Origin of the sequence: Streptomyces sp. NPDC005485 (assembly GCF_040606085.1) — a bacterium.
Taxonomy (GTDB): domain Bacteria; phylum Actinomycetota; class Actinomycetes; order Streptomycetales; family Streptomycetaceae; genus Streptomyces.
The window spans coordinates 1-23048 of sequence record NZ_JBEXDZ010000007.1; the positions used below are offsets into that span (position 1 = coordinate 1).

Sequence of the window (23048 nt, forward strand, 5' to 3'; positions counted from 1 at the left end):
CTTAGCCGCACGCGCGCAAGGGGCGGTACGGGAGTCCCGTACCGCCCCTTCCGTCGTGTACCGCTACAGCACCTTCGACAGGAACGACTGCGTCCGCTCGTGCTGCGGATTCGTCAGTACGTCGCGGGGGTTGCCCGACTCGACGACCACGCCGCCGTCCATGAAGACCAGGCTGTCGCCGACCTCGCGGGCGAAGCCCATCTCGTGGGTGACGACGACCATCGTCATACCCGACTCGGCGAGGTCGCGCATGACGTCGAGGACGTCACCGACCAGCTCCGGGTCGAGCGCCGAGGTCGGCTCGTCGAAGAGCATCAGCTTCGGGTCCATGGCCAGCGCCCGGGCGATGGCCACACGCTGCTGCTGGCCGCCGGAGAGCTGCGAGGGGTAGCTCTTCGCCTTGTCGGCGAGGCCGACGCGGTCCAGCAGCTGGCCCGCGCGCTCCCGCGCCTGGGACTTGCTGACGCCCTTGACCTGGATCGGCGCCTCCATGACGTTCTCGAGCGCCGTCATGTGCGGGAACAGGTTGAAGCGCTGGAAGACCATGCCGATGTCCCGGCGCTTCAGGGCGACTTCGCTGTCCTTGAGCTCGTAGAGCTTGTCGCCCTTCTCGCGGTAGCCCACCAGCTCGCCGTCGACGTACAGCCGACCGGCGTTGATCTTCTCCAGGTGGTTGATGCACCGCAGGAACGTCGACTTGCCGGAGCCGGACGGGCCGATCAGGCAGAACACCTCACCGGTGTTCACCGTCAGATCGATGCCCTTGAGGACCTCTACGGGGCCGAAGGACTTGTGGACGCCCTCGGACTTCACCATGGCGGTCACGCCTTGCCCCTCTCACTGCCCAGCCCGAGCATGTTCGCCCTGATCCTCTGGAAGACCGTCGGCGGCAGGCTGCGGCTGGATCCCTTCGCGTAGTAACGCTCCAGGTAGTACTGGAAGACGCTGAACACGCTGGTCATCACCAGGTACCAGATGGAGGCCACGAAGAGCATCTCCATCACGGCGTACGACGTGGAGCCGATCGCCGACGTCGAGCGCAGCAGTTCGTTGTACGTCACCGCGTACACCAGCGACGAGGTCTTGAGCATGTTGATGAACTCGTTGCCGGTCGGCGGCACGATCACGCGCATCGCCTGCGGGATCACGATCCGGCGCAGGGTCTTGGCGTGGCTCATGCCCAGGGCGTGCGACGCCTCCGTCTGGCCCTCGTCGACGGCCAGCAGGCCGGCGCGGCAGATCTCCGCCATGTACGCGGCCTCGTTCAGGCCGAGGCCCAGCAGGGCGCACATGAACGGGGTCATGACGTCCGTCATCTCGTTCTTGTAGATCGGACCGAGATTGAGGACGGGGAAGATCAGCGCCAGGTTGAACCACAGCAGCAGCTGGACGTAGACCGGGGTACCGCGGAAGAACCAGATGTAGAGCCAGGCGACGGTGCTGGTCACCGGGTTCTTCGAGAGGCGCATCACCGCGAGGAGGATGCCCAGCACCACACCCACGATCATGGCGAGCACGCTGATCAGCAGCGTACGGCCCGCGCCCTTGACGACACTGGACACGAACAGCTGGTCGCCGACCGTGTGCCACTGGATGTCGCCCTGCGAGAACGCGAAGACGAGCGCTACGAGGAGCGCGACGACGATGACGCCGCTGGCCCACCGGCCGTAGTGCCGTACCGGGATCGCCTTGATGGCCTCCGGGTCGGTTCCGGACGCCGAGGTCTTGGAGACCGGGCCTCCCGGAGGCGGAGTATCCGCCGGAGACTTGTCGAACTTGTCAGTCACGTGACTGCCCTTCAGTGGTGCGCTGGGCCTACTTGCCGCCGTTGATCGCGGACTTCTCGATCGCGCCCGACTGCGCGCCCCACTTCTCCAGGACCTTCTGGTACGAACCGTCCTTGATGATCGCGTCGACGGCTTCCTTCAGCACGTCACGCAGCTGGGTGTTCTTCTTGTCGAGGATGATGCCGAACGGGCCGGCGTCGTACTGCTTGTTGATCACTTCGTAGGCGTTGCCGCCGTCGGCCTTGCGGGCCAGGTCCAGCGCGACCGGGTAGTCGTTGATGCCCGCCACCGCGCCACCGGACTTCACTCGGGTCTGGGCCTCGGTGTCGTTGTCGAACGACTCGATGTCGATGGCCTTCTTGCCGGAGCTCTTGCACTTGGTGGACTGGTCCTTGAGCGCCTGCTCGTAGGTGGTGCCCCGCTGCACGGCGGCGGTCCTGCCACACAGGTCCTCGATGCCGGAGATCTTCTCCGGGTTGCCCTTCTTGACGTAGATGGCAGTACCGGCGACGAAGTAGTCGACGAAGTCGACGCCCTCGCCGAGCTTCTTGCCCTTGTCGTCCAGGCCCTCCTGGCGCTGCTTGTTGTCCGTGATGGACGACATCGCGATGTCGTAGCGACCGGAGTTGACCGCCGTGATCAGGCCGTCGAAGGAGCCGGAGGTGAACTGGAACTTCACACCGAGCTGCTTGCTCAGCGCGTCGGCCAGGTCCGGGTCGACGCCGACGATCTTGCCGCCCTCGGTCGACTCCATGGGGGCGTACTCGGCGTTCGTGCCGGCCTTGATGACGCCCGCGTCCTGGATCTTCTTGGGCAGCTTGGAGAAGAGGGGGGCGCTGTTGGTGTCGCCCGTCTCCTTCTTGCCCCCGCCGCTGCCGTTGGTCTGGTCGCCGCAGCCGGCGAGCAGCAGGGCGCCGGCGACCGCGATCGCACCGACCGCGGCGGTGCGTGAGCGCGCGATGTTCGGACGACGGGTGGAGCTTGCGGTCATGTTGGTTCCTCCGGCGGGAATGGATGGAGTTGCCGATGGGTCGACGAGAACACACACCGACGAGAACACACACCTTCGGGTGTCGCGACCTCGTGTGATGACGGCATCTTGCCATTCGGACTGCGCCGTTCAGGGGACTCGCTATGTCAAAATCGGATAACGGGTGACCCCCGATCTGCTACCGGCCGGTACCACTGGGCCGTACCTTCTGCGGGAATCTCCCCTTCCGGCCGGAAGATCTTCGGTGCATCTCACGATGCGAGCGGCCGTTACTCCGCACTTGCGGCGCCTTGAGCCGTTGTCCAGGACTTGTCCATCCATTTCGCCATGAGTCATGTCACTGGCATGTGACCTTCGCGTTATGGACTCGTCCACGGCACCATCGGTCCGGTAAGAAGGTTCTTTACACCCCTCATCCGGGGCTCAGGGCGCGTGTGCGGCGCGCCCGTCGCGTATCCGCCCGTACGCAACCACGGCGGCAGGGCATACGCGGTGCCCGCCCACCCCTCAACCAGGAGTGGTCACCCTCAAACCTTGAAGACTTAAGGGGTAAAACAAAGTGGCAGCGGAGATCGTCAATCCTCGCAGCGACAGCAGTACGGGCCACGAAGGCGACGCGGAGCCGGTGAATTCCGGCCTCGGCGCCGAGGGCGCCGAATCCGTTGAATCGGTCGGTTCCTTCGCCTTCGACCCGGCGTTCGCGCTGCACCGCGGCGGCAAGATGGCCGTGCAGGCCACCGTGCCCATCCGTGACAAGGACGACCTGTCCCTGGCGTACACGCCCGGCGTCGCGAAGGTGTGCAGCGCGATCGCCGAGCAGCCGGAGCTCGTCCACGACTACACGTGGAAGTCGTCCGTCGTCGCCGTCGTGACCGACGGGACGGCCGTCCTCGGGCTCGGCGACATCGGCCCGGAAGCCTCCCTGCCCGTGATGGAGGGCAAGGCGATCCTGTTCAAGCAGTTCGGCGGGGTCGACGCGGTGCCGATCGCGCTCGACTGCACGGGTGTCGACGAGATCGTCGAGACCGTCGTCCGGCTGGCGCCGTCCTTCGGCGGTGTGAACCTCGAGGACATCTCGGCTCCTCGGTGCTTCGAGATCGAGCGGCAGCTCCAGGAACGGCTGGACATCCCGGTCTTCCACGACGACCAGCACGGGACAGCGGTCGTCACCCTCGCCGCGCTGCGCAATGCGGCTCGGCTGACCGGGCGGGCGCTCGGTGATCTGCGGGCGGTGATCTCCGGTGCCGGTGCGGCCGGGGTCGCCATCGCCAAGTTCCTGCTCGCCGCGGGCATCGGCGATGTCGCGGTCGCGGACCGCAAGGGCGTCGTCTCGGCGGACCGGGACGACCTGACGCCGGTCAAGCGGGAGCTCGCCGAGATCACCAACAAGGCCGGGATCTCCGGCTCGCTGGAGGCGGCGCTCTCCGGAGCCGACGTCTTCATCGGGGTCTCCGGCGGTACGGTGCCGGAGCCTGCGGTGGCTTCGATGGCCGAGGGCGCGTTCGTGTTCGCCATGGCCAACCCGACCCCCGAGGTGCATCCGGAGGTCGCGCACAAGTACGCGGCTGTGGTCGCCACCGGGCGGTCCGACTTCCCGAACCAGATCAACAACGTGCTGGCGTTCCCCGGGATCTTCGCGGGGGCGCTTCAGGTGCGGGCCTCCCGGATCACGGAGGGGATGAAGATCGCCGCCGCTGACGCGCTGGCCGCGGTCGTCGGGGACGACCTTGCCGCGGACTACGTGATTCCCTCGCCGTTCGACGAGCGGGTGGCTCCGGCGGTGACGGCCGCGGTGGCTGCCGCGGCTCGGGCCGAGGGTGTGGCTCGCCGCTGACGCGGGTTCTTGCGGCCCCGCCGGGATGCTCCGGCGGGGCCCATTTTTTTTACCTGGGGGTTGGGCCGGGCGGATGGTTTTCGCCCCCTCCGCCCCTGCCCGTCCCGTTGACCTGGGGGCTGCGCCCCCTCGCCCCCTGCATCGCGCTTCGCGCTCGTCCTCAAACGCCGGACGGGCTAAAACCCAGCCCCTCCGGCGTTTGAGGAGCGGAGCCCCGGAAGACGGGACGGGTAGGGGCGGAGGGGGCGAAAAGGCCTTCTTGGCGGGACGCGTGTCACAGAGGGGAAGCGTTCCGCAGCGGGGGCGGGGGAGCCTATCGTCGTGGTCATGTTCGCTGCCTACGCCGCCCGAATCGACCGTGACCAGCCACTGAACGGCCTGGAGTTGGGGGAGCGCCCGGCTCCCGAACAGAGGCCCGGCTGGACGACCGTGAACGTCAGGGCCGCCTCGCTCAACCATCACGACCTCTGGTCCCTGCGTGGCGTGGGCCTTGCCGAGGACAAGCTGCCGATGATCCTCGGCTGCGATGCCGCCGGGGTCGACGAGGACGGCAACGAGGTCGTGCTGCACTCCGTCATCGGGCAGACCGGGCACGGCGTCGGCCCGAAGGAGCCCCGCTCCATCCTCACCGAGCACTACCAGGGCACCTTCGCCGAGCAGGTGTCCGTCCCGACCTGGAACGTGCTGCCGAAGCCGAAGGAGCTGTCCTTCGAGGAGGCCGCCTGTCTGCCCACCGCCTGGCTGACGGCCTACCGGATGCTCTTCACCAACGCCGGCGTACGGCCCGGTGACTCCGTTCTGGTCCAAGGGGCCGGCGGCGGCGTGGCGACCGCCGCGATCGTGCTCGGGAAGGCCGCGGGGCTGCGCGTCTTCGCCACCAGTCGTGACGAGGCCAAGCGCAAGCGGGCACTCGAGCTGGGCGCGGTGGAGGCCGTCGAGTCGGGGGCGCGGCTGCCGCAGCGGGTGGACGCCGTCATCGAGACCGTCGGCGCCGCGACCTGGTCCCACTCGGTCAAGTCGCTGAAGCCCGGCGGATCCCTGGTCATCTCGGGTGCGACGAGCGGTGACCGTCCCTCGCACGCCGAGTTGACCCGCATCTTCTTCCTGGAGCTGAAGGTGGTCGGCTCGACCATGGGCACCAAGGACGAGTTGGAGGACCTGCTCTCCTTCTGCGCCGCCACCGGCGTCCGTCCCGTCATCGACGAGGTGCTTCCGCTCGACCGGGCCCGCGAGGGCTTCGCCCGGATGGAGTCGGGCGATCAGTTCGGGAAGATCGTCCTGACGCCGTCCGCTTCCTGAGCTGCCGCGCGCCAGTCTTCGTACAGCCCTTACAGCTCCCACAGCACCCACAGCTCCTACAACGGCCGATCCGCCCAGCGGGTCGGCCGTTGCCATGTCAATTAAGGTTGACAGCGTCATGGTGTCAACGTAGGTTGACATTTATGACGGACGCAACGGATCTCGCCGAGCGCGCGGGCGACCGCGATCCGCGGATCGGGCTGCGGGCGGTCTCCGCGCTGCGGAGGCTGCTGGAGCAGCTGGAGGCGGTGCAGGTGCGCAGTGCGCGCAATCAGGGCTGGTCGTGGCAGGAGATCGCCGCGGAACTCGGAGTGAGCAGACAGGCCGTGCACAAGAAGTACGGGAGGCAGTGATGTTCGAGCGGTTCACCAAGGACGCCCGTGCTGTTGTCGAGGGTGCCGTCGGGCACTGCGAACGGGTGGGTGCGGAGACGGTCGAGGAGGAACATCTGCTCCTCGCGCTCCTTGACCGGGAGGCCAGTCGTGCGTCGTTCGCGCTGGCCTCGCTCGGGCTGACGGACGAGGCCCGGGAGTCCGTGGAGCGGTCCCTGACCGAGGCCCGCCGCCGCGGCGGGCTCTCTCGCGCCGACGCGGACGCCCTCTCCGGGCTCGGCATCGACCTCTCGGCGATCGTCTCCCGCGTGGAGGAGGCCCATGGAGAAGGGGTGCTCGAACCAGGGCGCCGGGCAGGAGGGCGCTGGGTGAAGCGTCGGCCGTTCGCCCAGGGGGCCAAGGGCGCGGTCGCGCAGTCCCTGCGGATCGCCGTTGCCCGGCACGACCGGCGCATCGGGGACGAGCACTTCCTGCTGGCCCTCACCGTCCGCCCCGGCGTCCCCGCGGAGGTGCTCGCCGACCACGGGGTGACGTACGAGAAGGTCACGCGCGTGCTCTACGGCGACGGGGGAGCCGCCGAGGCGGGATGAGGGCCCGGGCCCGGGGCGGGGCGTCTGGGGTGCCCACAGGACCGGGCACCACAGGCGCGAGGGCAGCATCATGCCCGCGGTGTGCGCAGTATCGCCCCGATGTGTGCCGCCGCCGCCGACAAGTGGCCCCGGGTGTCGCGTAGTTGCTGCTCCGTCACCCCGTGGTCGCGGGCCGCGTCGCGGATGTCGTCGCGGAAGCGGTCCAGCAGGCGGTCGAGGTCGCGGGCCGGGTTCCCGGAGGAGTCCTCGTGTGCCCAGGACGGCTCGTACTCGGCGGGGAAGTCCTCGGGGGTGACCGTGTACTCGGGCTCCGTCTGCGCGGTGCGCCCGAAGCCCTTCCCGAAGTCCTTGCCGAACTCCTTCCCGAACTCCTTTCCGAAGTCGCCGAACTCCTTGGCCAGTTCGGTCAGTCCCTCCCGCACGCCCGTCGGCCAGTCGCCCCGCGCGAAGTGGTCCTGGACATGGTCCTGGACCCGCTTGGCCATGCGCTGCATCTCCTCCTGCGCCTGCTCCCGGACCCGCTCCTGCGCCTCCTTGGCCTGGCGGCGCGCCCGCTGGGCCTCGTCACGCGCCCGGCGGCTCTCGTCCTTCGCGCGCCGTGCCTGTTCCTTCCACTCCTGCTTGGCGCGCCGCATCTCCTCCTTCGCGGCCCGCCACGCCTCCTTGTCGCCGAACTCGGTGAAGTCGCGGTACGCGTTCTCGTGCCGCCCCTGCTCCTTGGTCCCGGCGGAGCCCTGGCGGGCCTCCGTGGCCGCCGCCCGCATCTCGCGGCGCAGGTCGCCCGCCGCGCCCCGTACATCTGCACGGATCTCCGCGGCCAGCTCGGCGACCGACTCGCGGATCTCCAGCTCCAGGTCGGCCAACTCGCCACTGCGGTCCGCCAGTTCGGCGCGGCCCGCGTCCGTGATCGCGTAGACCTTTCGGCCGCCCTCGGTGGTGTGGGTGACCAGCCCCTCGGCCTCCAGCTTCGCGAGCCGGGGGTAGACGGTGCCGGCGGAGGGTGCGTACAGCCCCTGGAAGCGTTCCTCCAGGAGGCGGATCACCTCGTAGCCGTGGCGCGGGGCCTCGTCCAGCAGCTTCAGCAGGTAGAGCCGCAGGCGGCCGTGGGCGAAGACGGGAGCCATCTCAGAGCACCTTCTTGTCGGTCGGGGCCTGCGGGGCGTCCTCGGGTTCCGCGTCCCACGGTTCGTCCTCGGCCGGGGGCCTGCGCAGCAGGGCGATCGAGCCGGAGACGGTCGTCGCCTTCAGCTTGCCGTTGCCCGCGCCCAGTTGGCCGGTGATCTGCTTGGCGCCCCACTGGCCGCGGACCCGGAGGTCCTCGAAGGCGCTGGAGACCGTGCCGCTCGCGGTGTTGGCCTCCACCCGCGCGTCCGCGGGGTGCGGCAGCCTGATGGCGATCTCGCCCGACACGTTCACCAGGTGGACCTCCGTCGGGCGGCCTCCCGGGTTCAGGTCGACGATCATCGACCCGCTCACCGAGTCGGCGCGCACGGAGGGGCCCGAGCCCTCGACGACGGTCAGGTCGCCGGAGACGGAGTTGAAGCGGAGATCGCCGGTGACTGCCTGCGCCTCCACGTTGCCCGAGACCGTGTCGGCGCGCACCGGGCCGGAGAGCCTGACCAGCGTCGTGTCGCCCGTGACGCCCTTCACCTCTGTCCGCCCCTCCGTCCCCGAGACCACGGCGCTGGCGCCGACGACGCCCACCTCGACGTTCGTGCCCACCGGGACGGCCAGCGAGACCACCGCACTGCGGCGCCAGCCCTTGCGGTCGAGCCACTTGAGGAAGCCCCGCCAGGGCAGGTCCTCGTACGCGACGGTGAGGGTGCCGTCCTTCTGGGTCACGAGCAGCGGCGGGCCGTCGATCTCCGAGACTTCGAGACGGGCGGAACCTTCGTCCGTGCCCACGACGTTCACCGTTCCGTTGACGATGCGCACCTGGAGCGCTGTCACGGGGTCGTCGAAGGACAGCTTGCGTGGCTCGGTGACGGACCACTCGGACATGGTGCGGACCTCCTCGGCAGGATCTGACACAGGGGGGCGCGGACAGCGGCGTACGCGACAGCCACGTACGGCGCCGTCCACGACAACGCCGTACGACGTCTGACGCCGTACGGCGCAACACGCCATATCGCGTCTTCCAAGAGACACGATATATCGCGGGTACGGAAAGTCAAGACACCCGTTCTGGGGATCATCGAAGGGTCAAAAGGGGTGAATCGGCCTACGGTGTGACCATGTCGACGACGCCCGACGAGCCCCCGGCCAAGGCCGCCGGCGCCCTGCTCCTGTGCCGGGCGGGGCCCGACGTCGTCGGCACCCCCGCCCAGCTGCTGCGCGAGCGGATGGTGCTCCTGCGGGCCGGCGCCGAGTGGAGCGTGCTGGTCCCCGAGGGCGAGCCCTGGCTGCACGGCGGCGAACCCGTCGACCGCGTGCTCACCGGCTGGGCCACGGCCCTGGCCGTCGGCGCCCCCTGGCCCGTACTCGCGCTGTGGTGGGACGCGGACCGCTGCGGCTGCACGCTCGCGTCCGGATTCCGCCGCACCGTCGGCTACGTATGGCTCGCGAACGGCACCCCGGTCGGCGAGGACGAGGCGATGCGCACCTTCGCGGCGCGCCTGGGTCTCGACCCGGTGCTGGACATGGAGTCCCTGGACCGGCTGACGAAACCCGACACCGACGCCGACGCGCACGCGCGCATGACGGGCCTGCTCGCGGTCCTCACGCGCGCGGGACTGTCACTGCCCGCCGGCCTCGGCCCCGGAGAACCCGCCGACCGGCTGTGTGCAGCGGCCCGGAGCCGGCCCGGCGCCGAAGCCGTCGAGTGGACAGGCTGGCGCGACGCCGTCCGCGCGGAACTCGACGCCGTCGAGAACACCACGCTGGGCCCCTGGCTGCGCGGTCCCCGCGCCCGCGCCCTCGCCGCCGCCCAGCTGGCCGCCGGTCTCCCCCTCGCCGCCTGGGGCGTACGCCGGCGCAGCGGCGGCTGGATCGTCGCGGGCGCGCTGCTGGTGATCCACGGCGCGCTGGGCTTCGCCTACGACCGCATGCGCGCCCCGGACTGACGCCCCTGCCGAACCCGAGGGGGTCCTACTCGTCCTCGTCCTCGTCGTCGTCCAGCCGCGCCAGCCAGGTCGCCAGCCGCTCCACCGGCACCTCGAAGTCCGGGTTGAGATCGACGAACGTACGCAGCTGCTCGGCGAGCCACTCGAAGGTGACCTCTTCCTCGCCGCGCCGCTTCTCCAGTTCCTCGATGCCACGGTCGGTGAAGTACAACTCTTGCTCCTGATGCGGACGGGACAAGCCCTCGGGTCTACGCAACCAGGGTAGGCCGTGTCGGGCGGGCCCGGCTCCGGGCGTCCTCGTGCCCGGTTCGGCGCGTGTTGCGGTCTCGTATGCAACCGACCGGGGTATTAGCCTCGTCGCAGTTCAAGTGTGCTCCGGATACGGAGAGTTGACCGGAGCGGGGGGCGACGGGGAGCGGGATGAGTCATATCCAGGAGATCGAGCTGCCGGACGGGACGGTTGTCACGGCCCGGGTCGGTACGCCGGACAGCTACGGCGGGGACGATCAGGACGTCGGCTTCCTCGATGTCGCCAGGTCCAAGGTGGAGGATCTGGGGGAACTGATCTCGGGTGTCGGGACCAGCGTCCTCGGGGCCGCTCGCGCGGCCGGACCCGACGAGGCCGCCATCACCTTCGGAGTGGAGATCACCGCGAAGGAGGGCATGGCGATGGCCGTGCTGGCCAGGGGCGAGGCCAAGGCGTCCTTGCAGGTCACTCTCACATGGCAGTTCGACAAGCAGCGGGAGCGGGACGCACGGTCGCCCGCCTCCGGCAGCCCCGCCTCCGGCAGCCCCGACGCCGATGCCGGTACGGGTACCGCAACCACTGCCGTGACCACCGGCACCTCCGCCGCCGACCCGGCCCCGCATGACTGACCAGAGCCCCCGCCTCGCCCGGCTCAGCGCACTCGCCCGTGCCGCGACCGTCCATCTGCTGCCCGCCGAGGGCGACGCGACCCCCCTGTGGGGCAGTGGTTTCCTCATCGCGCCCGGCTGGGTGCTGACCGCCGCCCATGTGCTGCGCCCCCACCTCGCCAAGGACCGGAGTGTGGTCTTCAGGGTGCGCGGCGACGGCGTCGACTGCGCGGCGCGTCTCGAGAGCTGGCTGATCACCGAACCGGCCCGCCCCGTGGTGCCGCCGGAGGAGGATCTCGCCCTCGTACGGCTCGCCGACGACACCGTCGAGCACGAGTGCGTCTGGCTCACCGACCGGGCCGAGCGGCACTCGGGTGCCCTCAAGGCGTACGGCTACCGCCCCGATCCGCCGGAGGGCGCGCGGCGCCGCGCCGTGGCCTGGAACGCGGACGCCGAGATCAACGGGCACGACGACGACGCGTACGGACTGGTCTTCAAGCCGGACAACGACTTTCCCGGCGGAGTGTCGGGCGGGCCGCTGCTCGACCCCGACACCGGGGCGGTCGTCGGCCTGATCAAGTCGCGCAGGATGCAGCGGGACGGCGGGAAGGCCGTCTCGCTCGGCGCGCTGCGCTCCTTCGGGGACACCTACCGGACCGTGATGGCGGCACACGACGCCTGGCACGGCGGGGAGCCGGTGTCGGGCGACGGGGACAACTGGGTCGATCTGCAGTCCCCGGCGGCCGGAAGAGGCGAGTACTGGACCCCCGAGGACCGCCGGTCGGCCCTGGCCCTGCTCGCCGAACTCCCCCCGCCCCCGGACACGCCGACCGTGGAACTGCTGGCGGGCCTCGCGAGGAGCAGGCACAAGTGGCCCGGGGGCACACCCGAGCTGCTGACCTGGCGCGACGGCTGCGGACTGCTCTACGAAGGCACCCACGCCCTCAGCCCGTTCGCCTTCCTCAGATACCTCACGCTCGTCGCGGAGTACGTGAGCTGCCGGGGCGGCGACACCAGGGCCCTGCGGACGTGGACGGCGAAGCGGCTGCGCAGGCACCCCTCGCGCGATCTGTACGCCCTGGTGGAGGAGGTCCGGCTCCCCGACGAGCTGCGGCCCCGCCCCGAAGACGGCCCCGGGCGGGTCGTCATCCGCTACCCCGGCCCCGGCGAGGGCCCTGTCGTCACCGTCCTGCTGGACCCGGTGATCGGCTCGAACCCCACCCACTTCTTCTGGCAGATCTGGGTCGACGGCGGCCACGGCACCGACGACGGCAAGGAACCCGAGCTGTATGCGACGGACCGCTCGCTGCACGGATCCCTGCCCGGCGAACTCGTCCAGTCGCTGCGTACGCCGCTGGGCAGGCTGTTCAAACTGAAGGACGCCGACCGTCGGCCCGTACCGCTCGAAGTCGCCCTGCCCGCCGAGTACTTCGACACCCCCGTGCACAAATGGCGGTTCGACGACATCGCGGAACTGGACGACACCGGACACCTGGGAGCGCGCCGCGGGCTGGTGCTGCGCGCCCTCGCACGCCGGGGAGAACCGGACAAACTCTGGGTCGACCGCTGGCAGGCCATGGCGTCGGAGCAGCGGTTCAGCGCCTGGCGCACCCCCGAGCGCGGCGTGAGCCAGAACGCCCTGCGCTACCAGGAAGCGGCGTGCGGCCTCATACCGGTCATGTGCCGCCCGGCCGGCAGCGGCACGGGACGGGTCGCGATGAAGCTCGCCCTGGAGAGCGGCCACGGAGTCGCGCTGTGGCACGTCGACGGCCACGCGAGCCGCGCCTGCCCGGACGCCTGCGATGTTCTCTACGTCAAGGTGGAGGAACTCTTCGGCACCCTCGACTCGCTCGCCGAACTCCCCGACCGCGTACGGCACGTACGCCAGGAGATCAGCGAACGGCACCCCGACCGCCGCTGGGCGAAACCCCTGGCTCTCCTGTACGACGATCCCCGGCGACCGCTGCCCGCCGAGGAGACCGAGCCCGTGGACTCCCCGCTGTGAGCACCGACACCGCGACGCAGCGCGCGGACACCGCCATGAAGAGCGCGGACACCGCCGTGAAGAGCGCGGACACCGCCGTCAAGAGCGTGGCCACCGCCCCGAATTCACCCGGGGCCTGGCCGAAACCCTTCGTGTGGCAAGCCTGCCCTGGGTACATTGCCAGGGGCCCGTTGCGGGTGCCTGACGCCCCCGTCGGCCAGGACGTGGATGACCACCGACCGTCGACGAGGAGCACACCATGAGCGAGTGGTTTATCTACGAGGGCACCGGGGGGCCGGATCCGGACAGGATCCAGCGCCTCCCCGCCCCGCCGCCATGGCGTGCCTTCGACGCCCCTGCCGTGCCGTACGAGGTACCCGGGCTCGACTCCACCACCCGCCGCAGGCTGGGCGCGCGCAACGTCCCGCTCCCCATCCAGGACTCCGACACCCTCGAACTCGTCAACGCCGCCCTCTACTTGAGGCGCCCCCTGCTCGTCACCGGCGAACCGGGCGTCGGCAAGTCGACTCTCGCGCACTCCATCGCGTACGAACTCGGTCTCGGCCGGGTCCTGGAGTGGCCGATCGTCAGCCGCAGCGAACTCAGGGACGGCCTCTACACCTACGACGCCATCGGCCGCCTCCAGGACGCCCAGCTCGACCGCGCGGCGCACCCCGAAGAGACCACCCCGAGCACCTCGTCCCCGAACACCGCGGCCCAGGACATCGGCCGCTACATCCGGCTCGGACCGCTCGGCACCGCGCTGCTCGCCGCCGACCGGCCGAGGGTGCTGCTCATCGACGAGCTGGACAAGAGCGACATCGACCTGCCCAACGACCTCCTGAACGTGCTGGAGGAGGGCAAGTTCGCGATCCCGGAGCTGGAGCGGATCGCCGACCGGCCGGGACAGGAGACCGTGCGTGTCCTCACCGACGACGGCCGGCGCGTGGCGGTCACCGGCGGCCAGGTCCGCTGCCGCGCCTTCCCGTTCGTCGTCATGACCAGCAACCGCGAGCGCGACTTCCCCGCTCCGCTGCTGCGCCGCTGCATTCCGCTCGACCTCAAGGCGCCGCGCGACGAGCGGCTCGCCGCGCTGGTGCAGGCACACTTCGGCAGCGGCTCGTACGAGGACAACCACGACATCGTCGACCAGTTCACGGAGGCCGAGGCGGACGGCGCGCTGCGCCCCACCGACCAGCTGCTCAACGCCATCTTCCTCGCCCAGCACGCCGCACGCGACGCCGCCCACCGGCGCGAGGAGATCTCCGAGCTGCTGATGCAGCCCCTGGACCGCGGGCCCCGGTGACCGATGTCCGCACCGGCTCCCCGGAGCGCCCCGTCCGGCGGCGCGAGCGCACAGCTCGCGGCGCTGGTCGCGCGGATGCGCGAGGCGGACATCCCGCCGAGCGTCGAGGAGCTGGCGGACGCCCTGTGGCTGGCCCGCTGGCTGCCCGCCCCGCAGCGGCCGTTCTCACCCGCCCCGCCCGCTCACGCCGGACCCCGCCCGCCGGCCGGAGGCGCTGACGGCAGCCACTCCGCGAACCCGACCGGGCCGTACGAGACGGTGGGCGAGACCCAACCCCCAAGCCGCGCCGGGCTGTTCGCACCCGGGCCCGGTGACGAGGGGACCGCGGACGCCGAGATGCGGCCCGTGCGCGTGCCCGCCGCTCCCGCGCTGCCCGAACCCCTCGCGCTGCAACGGGGGTTACGCCCCCTCCAGCGCTACCGCGCCCCCGTACGCCCCATCCCTCGCGTCCTCGACGAGAACGCCACGGCCGAACGGGCCGCCGAGTCCGGGCTACTGCTGCCCGTCCTGCGCACCGAGCGGCGCCGCGAGGCACGTCTCCTACTCCTCATGGACGTCTCCACCTCGACCATCGTGTGGCAGCAGGCACTCGACGAGCTGCGCCAGGTCTGCGAGCGCGCCGGAGCCTTCCGCGAAGTGCACGTCCAGTACCTCCACGAGGCCGAGGGCGGACAGCCCGGCTGCGCCGCAACCCCTGAGCGCACCGGCCCGCTGCACGCCCCCGAGCAGCTCTGTGACCCCACCGGCCGGCGCCTGACCCTCGTCCTCAGCGACTGCGCCGGACCCATGTGGCGTGGCGGACGGATGCAGCGGCTCCTGCACCGCTGGGCGTCCACGGCACCCGTCGCCGTCGTCCAGCCGCTGCCGCAGCGTATGTGGCTGCGGACTCATCTGCCCGCCCGCCGCGGACTGCTGCACCGGCGCGAAGGGCCCGCCGGGCAACTGGAGTTCACCCCGGACCGCGGGCGCCCCGAGCGCGGTGCGCTGCCCATTCCCGTGCTCGCCCTGCGCCGCGGCTCCGTCGAGGGCTGGGCCCGCTTGGTCGCGGGCTCCACCGGGCAGTCCCTGTCCACCGCCGCCGGCTGGGTCCGCGCGGACCACCCGGCGTCCTCGGCGCCGGTGCGCGCCGCCGAGGACATCTCGGGCGAGGAGCGGGTACGGGTCTTCTGGCGCCCCGCCTCGCAGGAGGCCAGGCGGCTCGCGGTGTACCTGTCCGCGGTGCCGCTCTATCTCCCGGTGATGCAGCTCGTGCAGCACGCGATGCTCGCCGGCAGCGGACCCGAGGTCCTCTCCGAGGTCCTCCTCAGCGGCCTCCTCAAGCGCCGCGAGGACGCGTCCGACCCGCGCGCCGTCCGCTACGACTTCCTGCCCGGAGTCGCCCGGGAACTCCGCGCGCAGCTCGCCCTCCACGAGGTGGAACTGCTCTTCAAGCACTGCTCGGAGTACGTCGAGCGGCGCTTCGGCCGCAGTGCGCGCAACTTCCCGGCGATGGCGGGCGCGTTCCTGCGCGGCGCGGTCGACCCCGCCGCGGCCGGAACAGCCGACGAGGGCGAAGGGCCCGCCGGGCTCCGCGCGTTCGCCGAGGTCTCGGCCGACGTACTGCGCGACCTCGGACAGCGCGTCCCCGCGCCATCGCTGCCCCCGATGGACTTCGCCGAACTCATCGCCAAGGGCCGTGCCGCCCTCGCCCGGTACGAGGCGGAGGGGCTGACACGTGAACTCGACGCCGCCATCGGGCACTTCGAGGGGGCATTGGCGCAATCGGCCGGTGAGGAAAGGCGCGCCGCCGCCGCCGAGGAGCTCGCTTTCGCGCTGCTCACGCGGTGGCGGGTGCGGAGGGTGGGGGAGGATCTGCGGGATGCGCTGGAGGCGGTGGGGGGCGAGCCGGGCGGTGGGCCCCGCACGCAGGTGATGCGTGGATTGATCTACTGGACTCTCGCCCGTGAACTGCCGGTCCTGGGAGCCGACTTCGACGGAATCCCCCAAGGAGTGCACGACTGGGTCCGGGATCAGGACAGCGCGCATCCGAGGGAGAAGTGGACCTTGGTCGAGCTGCTGTACTGCGCCGATCTCCTGTTGTCACAGGCTCTGTTCGGCCTTCGGGAGATCGAGCCGCCGAGCTGGCGCCTGCTCGCCGCCGAGGCACTCCCGGCCGTGCGGCGTGCCTTCGCCGAGCAGGCAGCGCACCTGGCGAGCCCGCACGGGGATCCAACGCTACGTGCCGACAGTCCGGAGGAGTGGTACGTACGCGGGCTGCACCGGGCCATCGAAAGCGTCAAGCCCCTGCTGGACTTCCCGCCGACCGAGCGTGGCCGCCTCGTCTGCGGCCGGCTGTGGCTCGACCTGGCGCGGCAGTACGCGGGGCAGGGTCTCGTGGAGGCGACGGCGGCCCGGAACCTCGCGGTGGGCGCTGCTCAGACCGCCGTCGACAACCTCATGGTGGCGGTACGCCCCGAGGACGTCCTCCCCGCCCCCGAGCGGTGCCGCGCCTGGCTGGACGTGGCCTCCGCCCTGGAGATCGCCCAGCCGCCGCGCGAGGACGGCCGGGAGCGCCGCATGATCCTGGGCGCCGTCGACCAGGCCATGGCGGCGGCCGGCGAGGACAGCGCGCTGCGGTACGAGTGCCATGTGTGGGCGGCCCGGACCTATCGCGCACGCTATGACGGCACGGCTCGTGGCGCCGACCTCGACAGCTCCATCGCCGCCTGGAAGGAGGCCCTGCTCCTGCTGGACCAGGACGATCCCCGAACGGCCGGTGCCCTCAAGGAGTACGGCACCACGCTGCTCCAGAAGGGGATGGACCAGGTCTCCGTCGAGGACATCGAGCAGGCCGTGCGTACCCTGCGGGCCGCGGTCGACGAGACGGCCGAGACGGACCCCGCGCTGCCGTCGCGGCGCATGCAACTGGGCACCGCCTACCTCGCCCGGTACGAGACCACCGAGGTCCTCTCCGACCTGTACGAAGCCGACTGGATCTTCGGGGAGGCCGCCCGGACCACGGATGCGCCCGGTGAGGCCGCACAGGCCTGGTTCTTCCAGGCATCCCTGGCCCAGATGCTCGCCGCCCGCACGGGAATGACCAGCCACCTGCACAGAGCCGCCAAGCACTTCCGCAACGCCGTGGACAGCGCCCTGGAGAACGGTGAGCCGGGGATCGCGGCCAGCGCGCACGAGAGTCGGGGCGGGGTCTTCGAACGACTCGGCGAGGTCCACCAGGCCGAGGCGGCGTACCGAGAGGCCCTCCGCCTCACGACGCACACGGACCAGGCCACCCGGCTGCGCGCCCGCATCGACGACCTCGGGACCCCGCCCGGCGAAACGGCCCAGGCGTGAGTGCCCCTGCACGGAACGAGGCCGCGTCAGTGGCAACGAGGCTGAAAAGCCTCCCATCAAAGCCCGATCGTGTCACTAGTCTGACCGTGTCCCGTCAAGTAGCCCCTGAGGATTTCCTGAAGGAGAAGGCTGCATGTTGAATGAGCAAAGAGGGGAACTCGCCCAAAGGGCGGGTTCGGTGGGTGCCACGCTCGCTGCCATCGAGGTGAGCGCTGTCGCCGCAACAATGGGCGCGCAGTCCGAAAGTGCTCTGTATGTAGCGCTCGAAAGGGTCAGCTCTGCGGGGAGTTGCCCGGCTCTGGCCGTATACGAAGACGCCCCGTGAGCTGATCGGTGTGGCGGCACCCAGGGTGTCGCCACACCGATGGCGCATTCCCTACCCTCCGGGAGAAGTCTTGATCGACCTGCCGAATATTTCTGCGGCCGAGCGTGCCTCGGAGTGGCCGACTCAGGCGTTTGTCGACGAGGCGCTTGGTGACCCGTCCTGGCGCCCGTTTCCGTTTGCCGAATACATCGTCAAGATAGAAAGTCGCTGCAACCTCTCCTGCGACTATTGCTATGTCTATGAAATGGCCGACCAGAGTTGGCGTGAAAAGCCGATGGTCATGACGTCATCGACCATCGATCGGTTGGCTGAGCGGCTCGGGGAGCACCTGCGGGCGCATTCGGAGGAAGTGCCGTCGATCCGCATGGTGATGCACGGCGGCGAACCCCTGCTGGCCGGGCCGGAACGGATCGGGTACGCGGCGGAGGCGTTTCGGGCGGCGGTCCCCTCGGATGTCGAACTCACGTTGGCGATGCAGACGAATGGGGTGCTGCTCAACGAGGAGACACTGCCCGTGCTGCGCGAACACAACATCCAGCTCGGGGTGAGCATCGACGGTCCACGTGAGTCACACGACCGGCACCGCAAGTACGCCAACGGTAGAGGCAGTTTCGACGCGGTGCTGCGGGGCCTCGGAGCGCTGCGCCGTTCACCTTCCGCGGATCTGCTGCGGAGTGTGCTGTGTACGATAGAGGTGGAATATGACCCACTTGCGGTGTACGAGACGCTGCTGAGCGTGCAGCCGCCGTCCATCCATTTCCTGTTCCCCCATGCCAACTGGTCGGAGCAGCCGCCCAACTGGGCCGGTCATCGAGGTGGAACCCCGTTCGCCGACTGGCTCATCCCCATCTTCGACCGTTGGTACAGCACGGTCCCCGTGCCGACGCACATCCGGCTGTTCGACGAGATCATCGCATTGCTGCTCGGCGGAGCGAGCCGCACTGAAGGGCTGGGCCTCACTCCGATCCGGGTGCTCACCGTTGACACCGATGGCTCCCTTGACCTCGCCCACGTCCTCAAGTCGACCTATGCCGGTGCGATGGTGACGGGCATGAATGTCTTTCGCAACTCCTTCGACGAGGCGATGTTGCAACCCGGGGTCGTTGCCAGACAACGTGATCCGATCGGACTCTGCCGATCCTGTCAGGACTGTCCGATCGTGAAGGTTTGCGGGGCGGGCAACTATGCGCACCGCTATCGAAATGGCAGCGGCTTCCTCAATCCCACCGTGTACTGCGCCGACTTGACCAAACTGATCGGACATATCGGTGATCGCGTACTCGCGGATATACAGACCATCGTCGACAAGCGGTCGTGAGCGTCGTCCTCGACGTACGCCTCATTGCACGGCTGAACGATGATCGAGCGGTAGCCGATCCGAAAAACGCCGCTGGGCCCGCCCCCGAGTCGTAGGGACTCGGGGCCGGGCCCACCGTATGTACAGCCGTTGAGGCCTAGGCCTCGAACACCTCACGCACCAACTGCTCCTGCTCCGCCTGGTGCCGCTTCGCGGAACCCACGGCGGGGGACGAGCCGGCCGGGCGGGAGATGCGGCGCAGGCGTTCGGCGCCGGGGATGTCCGCGCCGACCGCGAGGTCCAGGTGGTCGATCAGGTTGAGGGCGATGAAGGGCCATGCGCCCTGGTTCGCCGGCTCCTCCTGGGCCCACAGGTACTTCGCGGCGTTCGGGTACTTGGCGATCTCCGCCTGGACCTCGGCACCCGGCAGCGGGTACAGACGCTCCAGACGGATGATCGCGGTGTCCGTGATGCCGCGCTTCTTCCGCTCGGCGTCGAGGTCGTAGTACAGCTTGCCCGCGCAGAACACGACCTTGCGGACCGCGGCCGCGTCGACCGAGTCGTCGCCGATGACCGGGCGGAACTGGCCCGTGGTGAACTCCTCCGTCTTCGACGCGGCGGCCTTGAGGCGCAGCATCGACTTCGGGGTGAAGACCACCAGCGGCTTGTGGTGCGGGTTGTGCACCTGCCACCGCAGGAGGTGGAAGTAGTTCGACGGGAGCGTCGGCTGGGCGACCGTCATGTTGTTCTGGGCGCACAGCTGGAGGAAGCGCTCGATGCGGGCCGAGGAGTGGTCCGGGCCCTGGCCCTCGTAGCCGTGCGGGAGCAGGAGCGTGACGCCGGACGTCTGGCCCCACTTCTGCTCCGCCGCCGAGATGTACTCGTCGACGACCGTCTGCGCGCCGTTGACGAAGTCACCGAACTGCGCCTCCCACATGACCAGGGACTCGGGACGGGCCAGCGAGTAGCCGTACTCGAAGCCCATGACCGCGTACTCGGAGAGCAGGGAGTCGTAGACGTTGTAGCGGGCCTGCTCGTCCGACAGGTAGAGGAGCGGGGTGAAGTCCTCGCCCGTCTGCCGGTCGATGAGGACCGCGTGGCGCTGGCCGAACGTGCCGCGGCGGGAGTCCTGGCCCGACAGGCGGACCGGGGTGCCCTCCAGCAGCAGCGAGCCGAGGGCGAGGGTCTCGCCCATGCCCCAGTCGATCGTGTCGTCCTCGATCATCGCCGCGCGGCGCTGCAGCTGCGGCAGCAGACGCGGGTGCACGGTGACGTGGTCGGGGATGTTGACCTGCGACTCGGCGATGCGCTTGACGACCTCCTGGGAGATCGCGGTCTGCACGGCCACCGGGAACTCGGCCTGCGGGTCCGGGACATGCGCCTCGGCCGGAGCCGAGACAGCCTCGCGGACCTCGGTGAAGACCTTCTCCAGCTGGCCCTGGAAGTCCTGCAGCGCCTGCTCGGCCTCTTCCAGCGTGATGTCGCCGCGACCGATGAGGGACTCGGTGTAGAGCTTGCGCACCGAGCGCTTCTTGTCGATCAGGTCGTACATCAGCGGCTGCGTGAACGCCGGGTTGTCGGACTCGTTGTGTCCGCGGCGGCGGTAGCAGATGAGGTCGATGACGACGTCCTTGTTGAACGCCTGGCGGAACTCGAAGGCCAGGCGAGCGACGCGGACGACGGCCTCGGGGTCGTCGCCGTTCACGTGGAAGATCGGCGCCTCGATCATGCGGGCCACGTCGGTGGCGTACATGGAGGAGCGCGACGACTCCGGGGCGGCGGTGAAGCCGACCTGGTTGTTGATGACGATGTGGACCGTGCCGCCCGTGCGGTAGCCGCGCAGCTGCGACATGTTGAGCGTCTCGGCGACCACACCCTGGCCCGCGAAGGCCGCGTCACCGTGCAGGGCGACCGGCAGGACCGTGAAGTCCGTGCCGCCCTTGTTGATGATGTCCTGCTTGGCGCGGACGATGCCCTCGATGACCGGGTCGACCGTCTCCAGGTGGGACGGGTTCGCGGCCAGCGAGACCTTGATCTGCTCACCGTCGAGGCCCGTGAAGGTGCCCTGGGCGCCCAGGTGGTACTTCACGTCGCCGGAGCCGTGCATCGACTTCGGGTCGAGGTTGCCCTCGAACTCCCGGAAGATCTGCGCGTACGACTTGCCGACGATGTTCGCGAGGACGTTCAGCCGGCCGCGGTGGGCCATGCCGATGACGACCTCGTCCAGGCGGGACTCCGCGGCGCTGTCGATGACGGCGTCGAGCAGCGGGATGACGGACTCGCCGCCCTCCAGGGAGAAGCGCTTCTGGCCGACGTACTTCGTCTGCAGGAACGTCTCGAAGGCCTCGGCGGAGTTCAGGCGGCGCAGGATGCGCAGCTGCTCCTCACGCTCCGGCTTGGAGTGCGAGCGCTCGATGCGGTCCTGGATCCACTTGCGCTGCTTGGGGTCCTGGATGTGCATGAACTCGACGCCGGTGGTGCGGCAGTACGAGTCGCGCAGCACGCCGAGGATGTCGCGCAGCTTCATCAGGGACTTGCCGGCGAAGCCGCCGACCGCGAACTCCCGCTCCAGGTCCCACAGGGTGAGGCCGTGCTCGGTGATGTCCAGGTCGGGGTGCTTGCGCTGGCGGTACTCCAGCGGGTCGGTGTCGGCCATGACGTGGCCGCGGACCCGGTAGGAGTGGATCAGCTCGAAGACGCGGGCGGCCTTGGTGACGTCGTCGTCGTGGCTGGCGTCGATGTCCTTGAGCCAGCGGACCGGCTCGTAGGGGATGCGCAGCGCCTCGAAGATGTCGTCGTAGAAGCCGCCCTCGCCGAGGAGGAAGTTCGCGACGATCCGCAGGAACTCGCCGGAGGCGGCGCCCTGGATCACCCGGTGGTCGTAGGTCGACGTGAGCGTCATGACCTTCGAGATGCCGAGCTTGTTCAGGGTGTCCTGGGAGGTGCCCTGGAACTCCGCGGGGTAGTCCATCGAGCCGACGCCCATGATGACCGACTGGCCGGGCATCAGACGCGGGACGGAGTGGACGGTGCCGAGGCCGCCGGGGTTGGTCAGGGAGACCGTGACACCGGAGAAGTCGTCCATCGTCAGCTTGCCGTCGCGGGCGCGGCGGACGATGTCCTCGTAGGCCTGCCAGAACTCGAAGAAGTTCAGGGTCTCGGCCTTCTTGATGCCCGCGACGACCAGCTGGCGGTCGCCGTTGGGCTTCACCAGGTCGATGGCGAGGCCGAAGTTGATGTGCTCCGGCTTGACCAGGGTCGGCTTGCCGTCCTTCTCGACGAACGAGTAGTTCATCGAGGGCATGGCCTTGATGGCCTGCACCATCGCGTAGCCGATGAGGTGGGTGAAGGAGATCTTCCCGCCCCGGGCGCGCTTGAGGTGGTTGTTGATGACGATGCGGTTGTCGAAGAGCAGCTTCACCGGGACCGCGCGCACGGACGTCGCCGTGGGCACCTCCAGCGAGGCGTTCATGTTCTTCGCGACGGCACCGGCGGGTCCGCGCAGCGTCACGTACTCGGGGCCTTCGGGGGCCTCGGTGGCGGGCGCGGCGGCCGGCTTCGCGGCAGCGGCCGGCTTGGCGGCGGCCGGAGCGGCCTTCACCGGAGCCGGTGCGGCGGCCGGAGCCGGAGCAGCGGCGGGCTTCGGCGCAGCGGGGGCGGCCGGAGCAGCCGCGGGCGCGGCCTGGGCCGGAGCCGCGGGCGACGCTGCGGGTGCGGCAGGAGCCGCGGTGGTGGTGCCTGCGGCCCCCGCGGCCGCAGTACCCGCCGGAGTCGGGGACGTGGCCGCCCCCGGCTTGTAGTCGGCGAAGAAGTCCCACCAGGCTCGGTCTACCGAATTCGGGTCCTGGAGGTACTGCTGATAGATCTCGTCGACGAGCCACTCATTGGGACCGAACGCCGCGGCGGGGTTCTTCCCGGCGGCTTGGTCATCGGTCGAGATGCTCGAGTTACTGGGGGACTGTGGCGACACGGCGGCAACCGCCCTCTTCCGCTTCACAAGGTGATGGACAGCGGGAATTAAGGCTACGCCCCCATGGCCGAGAGGTGCAGGCC

General features: G+C 69.9%; 17 protein-coding genes. 10 read left to right on the forward strand and 7 right to left on the reverse strand.

Features of this window, described 5'->3' with window-relative positions:
- Nucleotides 1–63: 63 nt before the first annotated feature.
- Genes ABZS97_RS04330 through ABZS97_RS04340 form a run of 3 tightly spaced genes read right to left on the reverse strand, consistent with a single transcriptional unit; the run spans nt 64 to nt 2778 of the window.
- Nucleotides 64–825: an amino acid ABC transporter ATP-binding protein gene (locus tag ABZS97_RS04330; RefSeq protein ID WP_356133382.1), complete on the reverse strand. Its 762-nt coding sequence runs from the start codon at nt 823–825 to the stop codon at nt 64–66.
- A complete protein-coding gene (locus ABZS97_RS04335; RefSeq protein WP_356133384.1) occupies nt 822–1787 on the reverse strand; it encodes an amino acid ABC transporter permease in 966 nt (321 codons plus the stop codon). The genes ABZS97_RS04330 and ABZS97_RS04335 overlap by 4 nt, the downstream gene beginning before the upstream one ends.
- Before the next feature lie 28 nt (nt 1788–1815).
- On the reverse strand, nt 1816–2778 hold the full coding sequence (locus ABZS97_RS04340) for an ABC transporter substrate-binding protein (RefSeq protein ID WP_356133386.1): 963 nt from the start codon (nt 2776–2778) through the stop codon (nt 1816–1818).
- Nucleotides 2779–3337: 559 nt separating this feature from the next.
- Here ABZS97_RS04340 and ABZS97_RS04345 point away from each other — a divergent pair.
- The 4 genes from ABZS97_RS04345 to ABZS97_RS04360 all read left to right on the forward strand — a co-directional run bounded on the left by ABZS97_RS04345 (nt 3338) and on the right by ABZS97_RS04360 (nt 6833).
- Complete coding sequence (locus tag ABZS97_RS04345) at nt 3338–4612, forward strand: NADP-dependent malic enzyme (RefSeq protein ID WP_356133388.1); 1275 nt, start codon at nt 3338–3340, stop codon at nt 4610–4612.
- 327 nt (nt 4613–4939) lie between these two features.
- Nucleotides 4940–5911 (forward strand): zinc-binding dehydrogenase, encoded by a 972-nt coding sequence (locus ABZS97_RS04350; protein WP_356133390.1) that lies wholly within the window; start codon nt 4940–4942, stop codon nt 5909–5911.
- A 143-nt stretch (nt 5912–6054) separates the two neighbouring features.
- Nucleotides 6055–6264, forward strand: a complete 210-nt coding sequence (locus tag ABZS97_RS04355) for a helix-turn-helix domain-containing protein (protein WP_356133392.1) — start codon at nt 6055–6057, stop codon at nt 6262–6264.
- Entirely contained in the window at nt 6264–6833 is a 570-nt protein-coding gene (locus tag ABZS97_RS04360; protein WP_356133394.1) for a Clp protease N-terminal domain-containing protein, read from the forward strand. The genes ABZS97_RS04355 and ABZS97_RS04360 overlap by 1 nt, the downstream gene beginning before the upstream one ends.
- A gap of 68 nt (nt 6834–6901) precedes the next feature.
- Here ABZS97_RS04360 and ABZS97_RS04365 read toward each other — a convergent pair whose 3' ends face one another.
- Both ABZS97_RS04365 and ABZS97_RS04370 read right to left on the reverse strand, forming a co-directional pair.
- Complete coding sequence (locus ABZS97_RS04365) at nt 6902–7957, reverse strand: helix-turn-helix transcriptional regulator (protein WP_356133396.1); 1056 nt, start codon at nt 7955–7957, stop codon at nt 6902–6904.
- Between the two features lies 1 nt (nt 7958).
- On the reverse strand, nt 7959–8834 hold the full coding sequence (locus ABZS97_RS04370; protein ID WP_356133398.1) for a DUF4097 family beta strand repeat-containing protein: 876 nt from the start codon (nt 8832–8834) through the stop codon (nt 7959–7961).
- Nucleotides 8835–9067: 233 nt separating this feature from the next.
- Here ABZS97_RS04370 and ABZS97_RS04375 point away from each other — a divergent pair, with 233 nt between their 5' ends.
- A complete protein-coding gene (locus ABZS97_RS04375; protein ID WP_356133400.1) occupies nt 9068–9895 on the forward strand; it encodes a hypothetical protein in 828 nt (275 codons plus the stop codon).
- 25 nt (nt 9896–9920) lie between these two features.
- Here the strand turns inward: ABZS97_RS04375 and ABZS97_RS04380 are convergent, their stop codons facing one another.
- Nucleotides 9921–10106, reverse strand: a complete 186-nt coding sequence (locus ABZS97_RS04380; RefSeq protein ID WP_018102711.1) for a DUF6104 family protein — start codon at nt 10104–10106, stop codon at nt 9921–9923.
- 209 nt (nt 10107–10315) lie between these two features.
- Here ABZS97_RS04380 and ABZS97_RS04385 point away from each other — a divergent pair, with 209 nt between their 5' ends.
- The 5 genes from ABZS97_RS04385 to ABZS97_RS04405 all read left to right on the forward strand — a co-directional run bounded on the left by ABZS97_RS04385 (nt 10316) and on the right by ABZS97_RS04405 (nt 19016).
- Nucleotides 10316–10771 carry a CU044_2847 family protein gene (locus ABZS97_RS04385; RefSeq protein ID WP_356133402.1) on the forward strand — a complete coding sequence of 152 codons (456 nt, stop codon included), beginning with the start codon at nt 10316–10318 and terminating at the stop codon, nt 10769–10771.
- Complete coding sequence (locus ABZS97_RS04390) at nt 10764–12755, forward strand: trypsin-like peptidase domain-containing protein (protein ID WP_356133404.1); 1992 nt, start codon at nt 10764–10766, stop codon at nt 12753–12755. The genes ABZS97_RS04385 and ABZS97_RS04390 overlap by 8 nt, the downstream gene beginning before the upstream one ends.
- 238 nt (nt 12756–12993) lie before the next feature.
- Nucleotides 12994–14040, forward strand: coding sequence for a MoxR family ATPase (locus ABZS97_RS04395; RefSeq protein ID WP_356133406.1), 1047 nt, complete (start codon nt 12994–12996; stop codon nt 14038–14040).
- A gap of 3 nt (nt 14041–14043) precedes the next feature.
- Nucleotides 14044–17373: an SAV_2336 N-terminal domain-related protein gene (locus tag ABZS97_RS04400; RefSeq protein WP_356133408.1), complete on the forward strand. Its 3330-nt coding sequence runs from the start codon at nt 14044–14046 to the stop codon at nt 17371–17373.
- A gap of 395 nt (nt 17374–17768) precedes the next feature.
- On the forward strand, nt 17769–19016 hold the full coding sequence (locus ABZS97_RS04405) for an FxsB family cyclophane-forming radical SAM/SPASM peptide maturase (RefSeq protein ID WP_356133409.1): 1248 nt from the start codon (nt 17769–17771) through the stop codon (nt 19014–19016).
- A 136-nt stretch (nt 19017–19152) separates the two neighbouring features.
- Here ABZS97_RS04405 and ABZS97_RS04410 read toward each other — a convergent pair whose 3' ends face one another.
- Complete coding sequence (locus ABZS97_RS04410; protein ID WP_356133410.1) at nt 19153–22965, reverse strand: multifunctional oxoglutarate decarboxylase/oxoglutarate dehydrogenase thiamine pyrophosphate-binding subunit/dihydrolipoyllysine-residue succinyltransferase subunit; 3813 nt, start codon at nt 22963–22965, stop codon at nt 19153–19155.
- Between the last annotated feature and the right edge of the window lie 83 nt (nt 22966–23048).

Excerpts from the sequence above, each read along its gene's own strand:
- ABZS97_RS04340 (WP_356133386.1), bottom strand. The coding sequence starts at position 2,778 with ATGACCGCAAGCTCCACCCGTCGTCCGAACATCGCGCGCTCACGCACC.
- ABZS97_RS04350 (WP_356133390.1), top strand. The coding sequence starts at position 4,940 with ATGTTCGCTGCCTACGCCGCCCGAATCGACCGTGACCAGCCACTGAAC.
- ABZS97_RS04355 (WP_356133392.1), top strand. The coding sequence starts at position 6,055 with ATGACGGACGCAACGGATCTCGCCGAGCGCGCGGGCGACCGCGATCCG.
- ABZS97_RS04360 (WP_356133394.1), top strand. The coding sequence starts at position 6,264 with ATGTTCGAGCGGTTCACCAAGGACGCCCGTGCTGTTGTCGAGGGTGCC.
- ABZS97_RS04365 (WP_356133396.1), bottom strand. The coding sequence starts at position 7,957 with ATGGCTCCCGTCTTCGCCCACGGCCGCCTGCGGCTCTACCTGCTGAAG.
- ABZS97_RS04370 (WP_356133398.1), bottom strand. The coding sequence starts at position 8,834 with ATGTCCGAGTGGTCCGTCACCGAGCCACGCAAGCTGTCCTTCGACGAC.
- ABZS97_RS04375 (WP_356133400.1), top strand. The coding sequence starts at position 9,068 with ATGTCGACGACGCCCGACGAGCCCCCGGCCAAGGCCGCCGGCGCCCTG.
- ABZS97_RS04385 (WP_356133402.1), top strand. The coding sequence starts at position 10,316 with ATGAGTCATATCCAGGAGATCGAGCTGCCGGACGGGACGGTTGTCACG.
- ABZS97_RS04390 (WP_356133404.1), top strand. The coding sequence starts at position 10,764 with ATGACTGACCAGAGCCCCCGCCTCGCCCGGCTCAGCGCACTCGCCCGT.
- ABZS97_RS04395 (WP_356133406.1), top strand. The coding sequence starts at position 12,994 with ATGAGCGAGTGGTTTATCTACGAGGGCACCGGGGGGCCGGATCCGGAC.
- ABZS97_RS04400 (WP_356133408.1), top strand. The coding sequence starts at position 14,044 with ATGTCCGCACCGGCTCCCCGGAGCGCCCCGTCCGGCGGCGCGAGCGCA.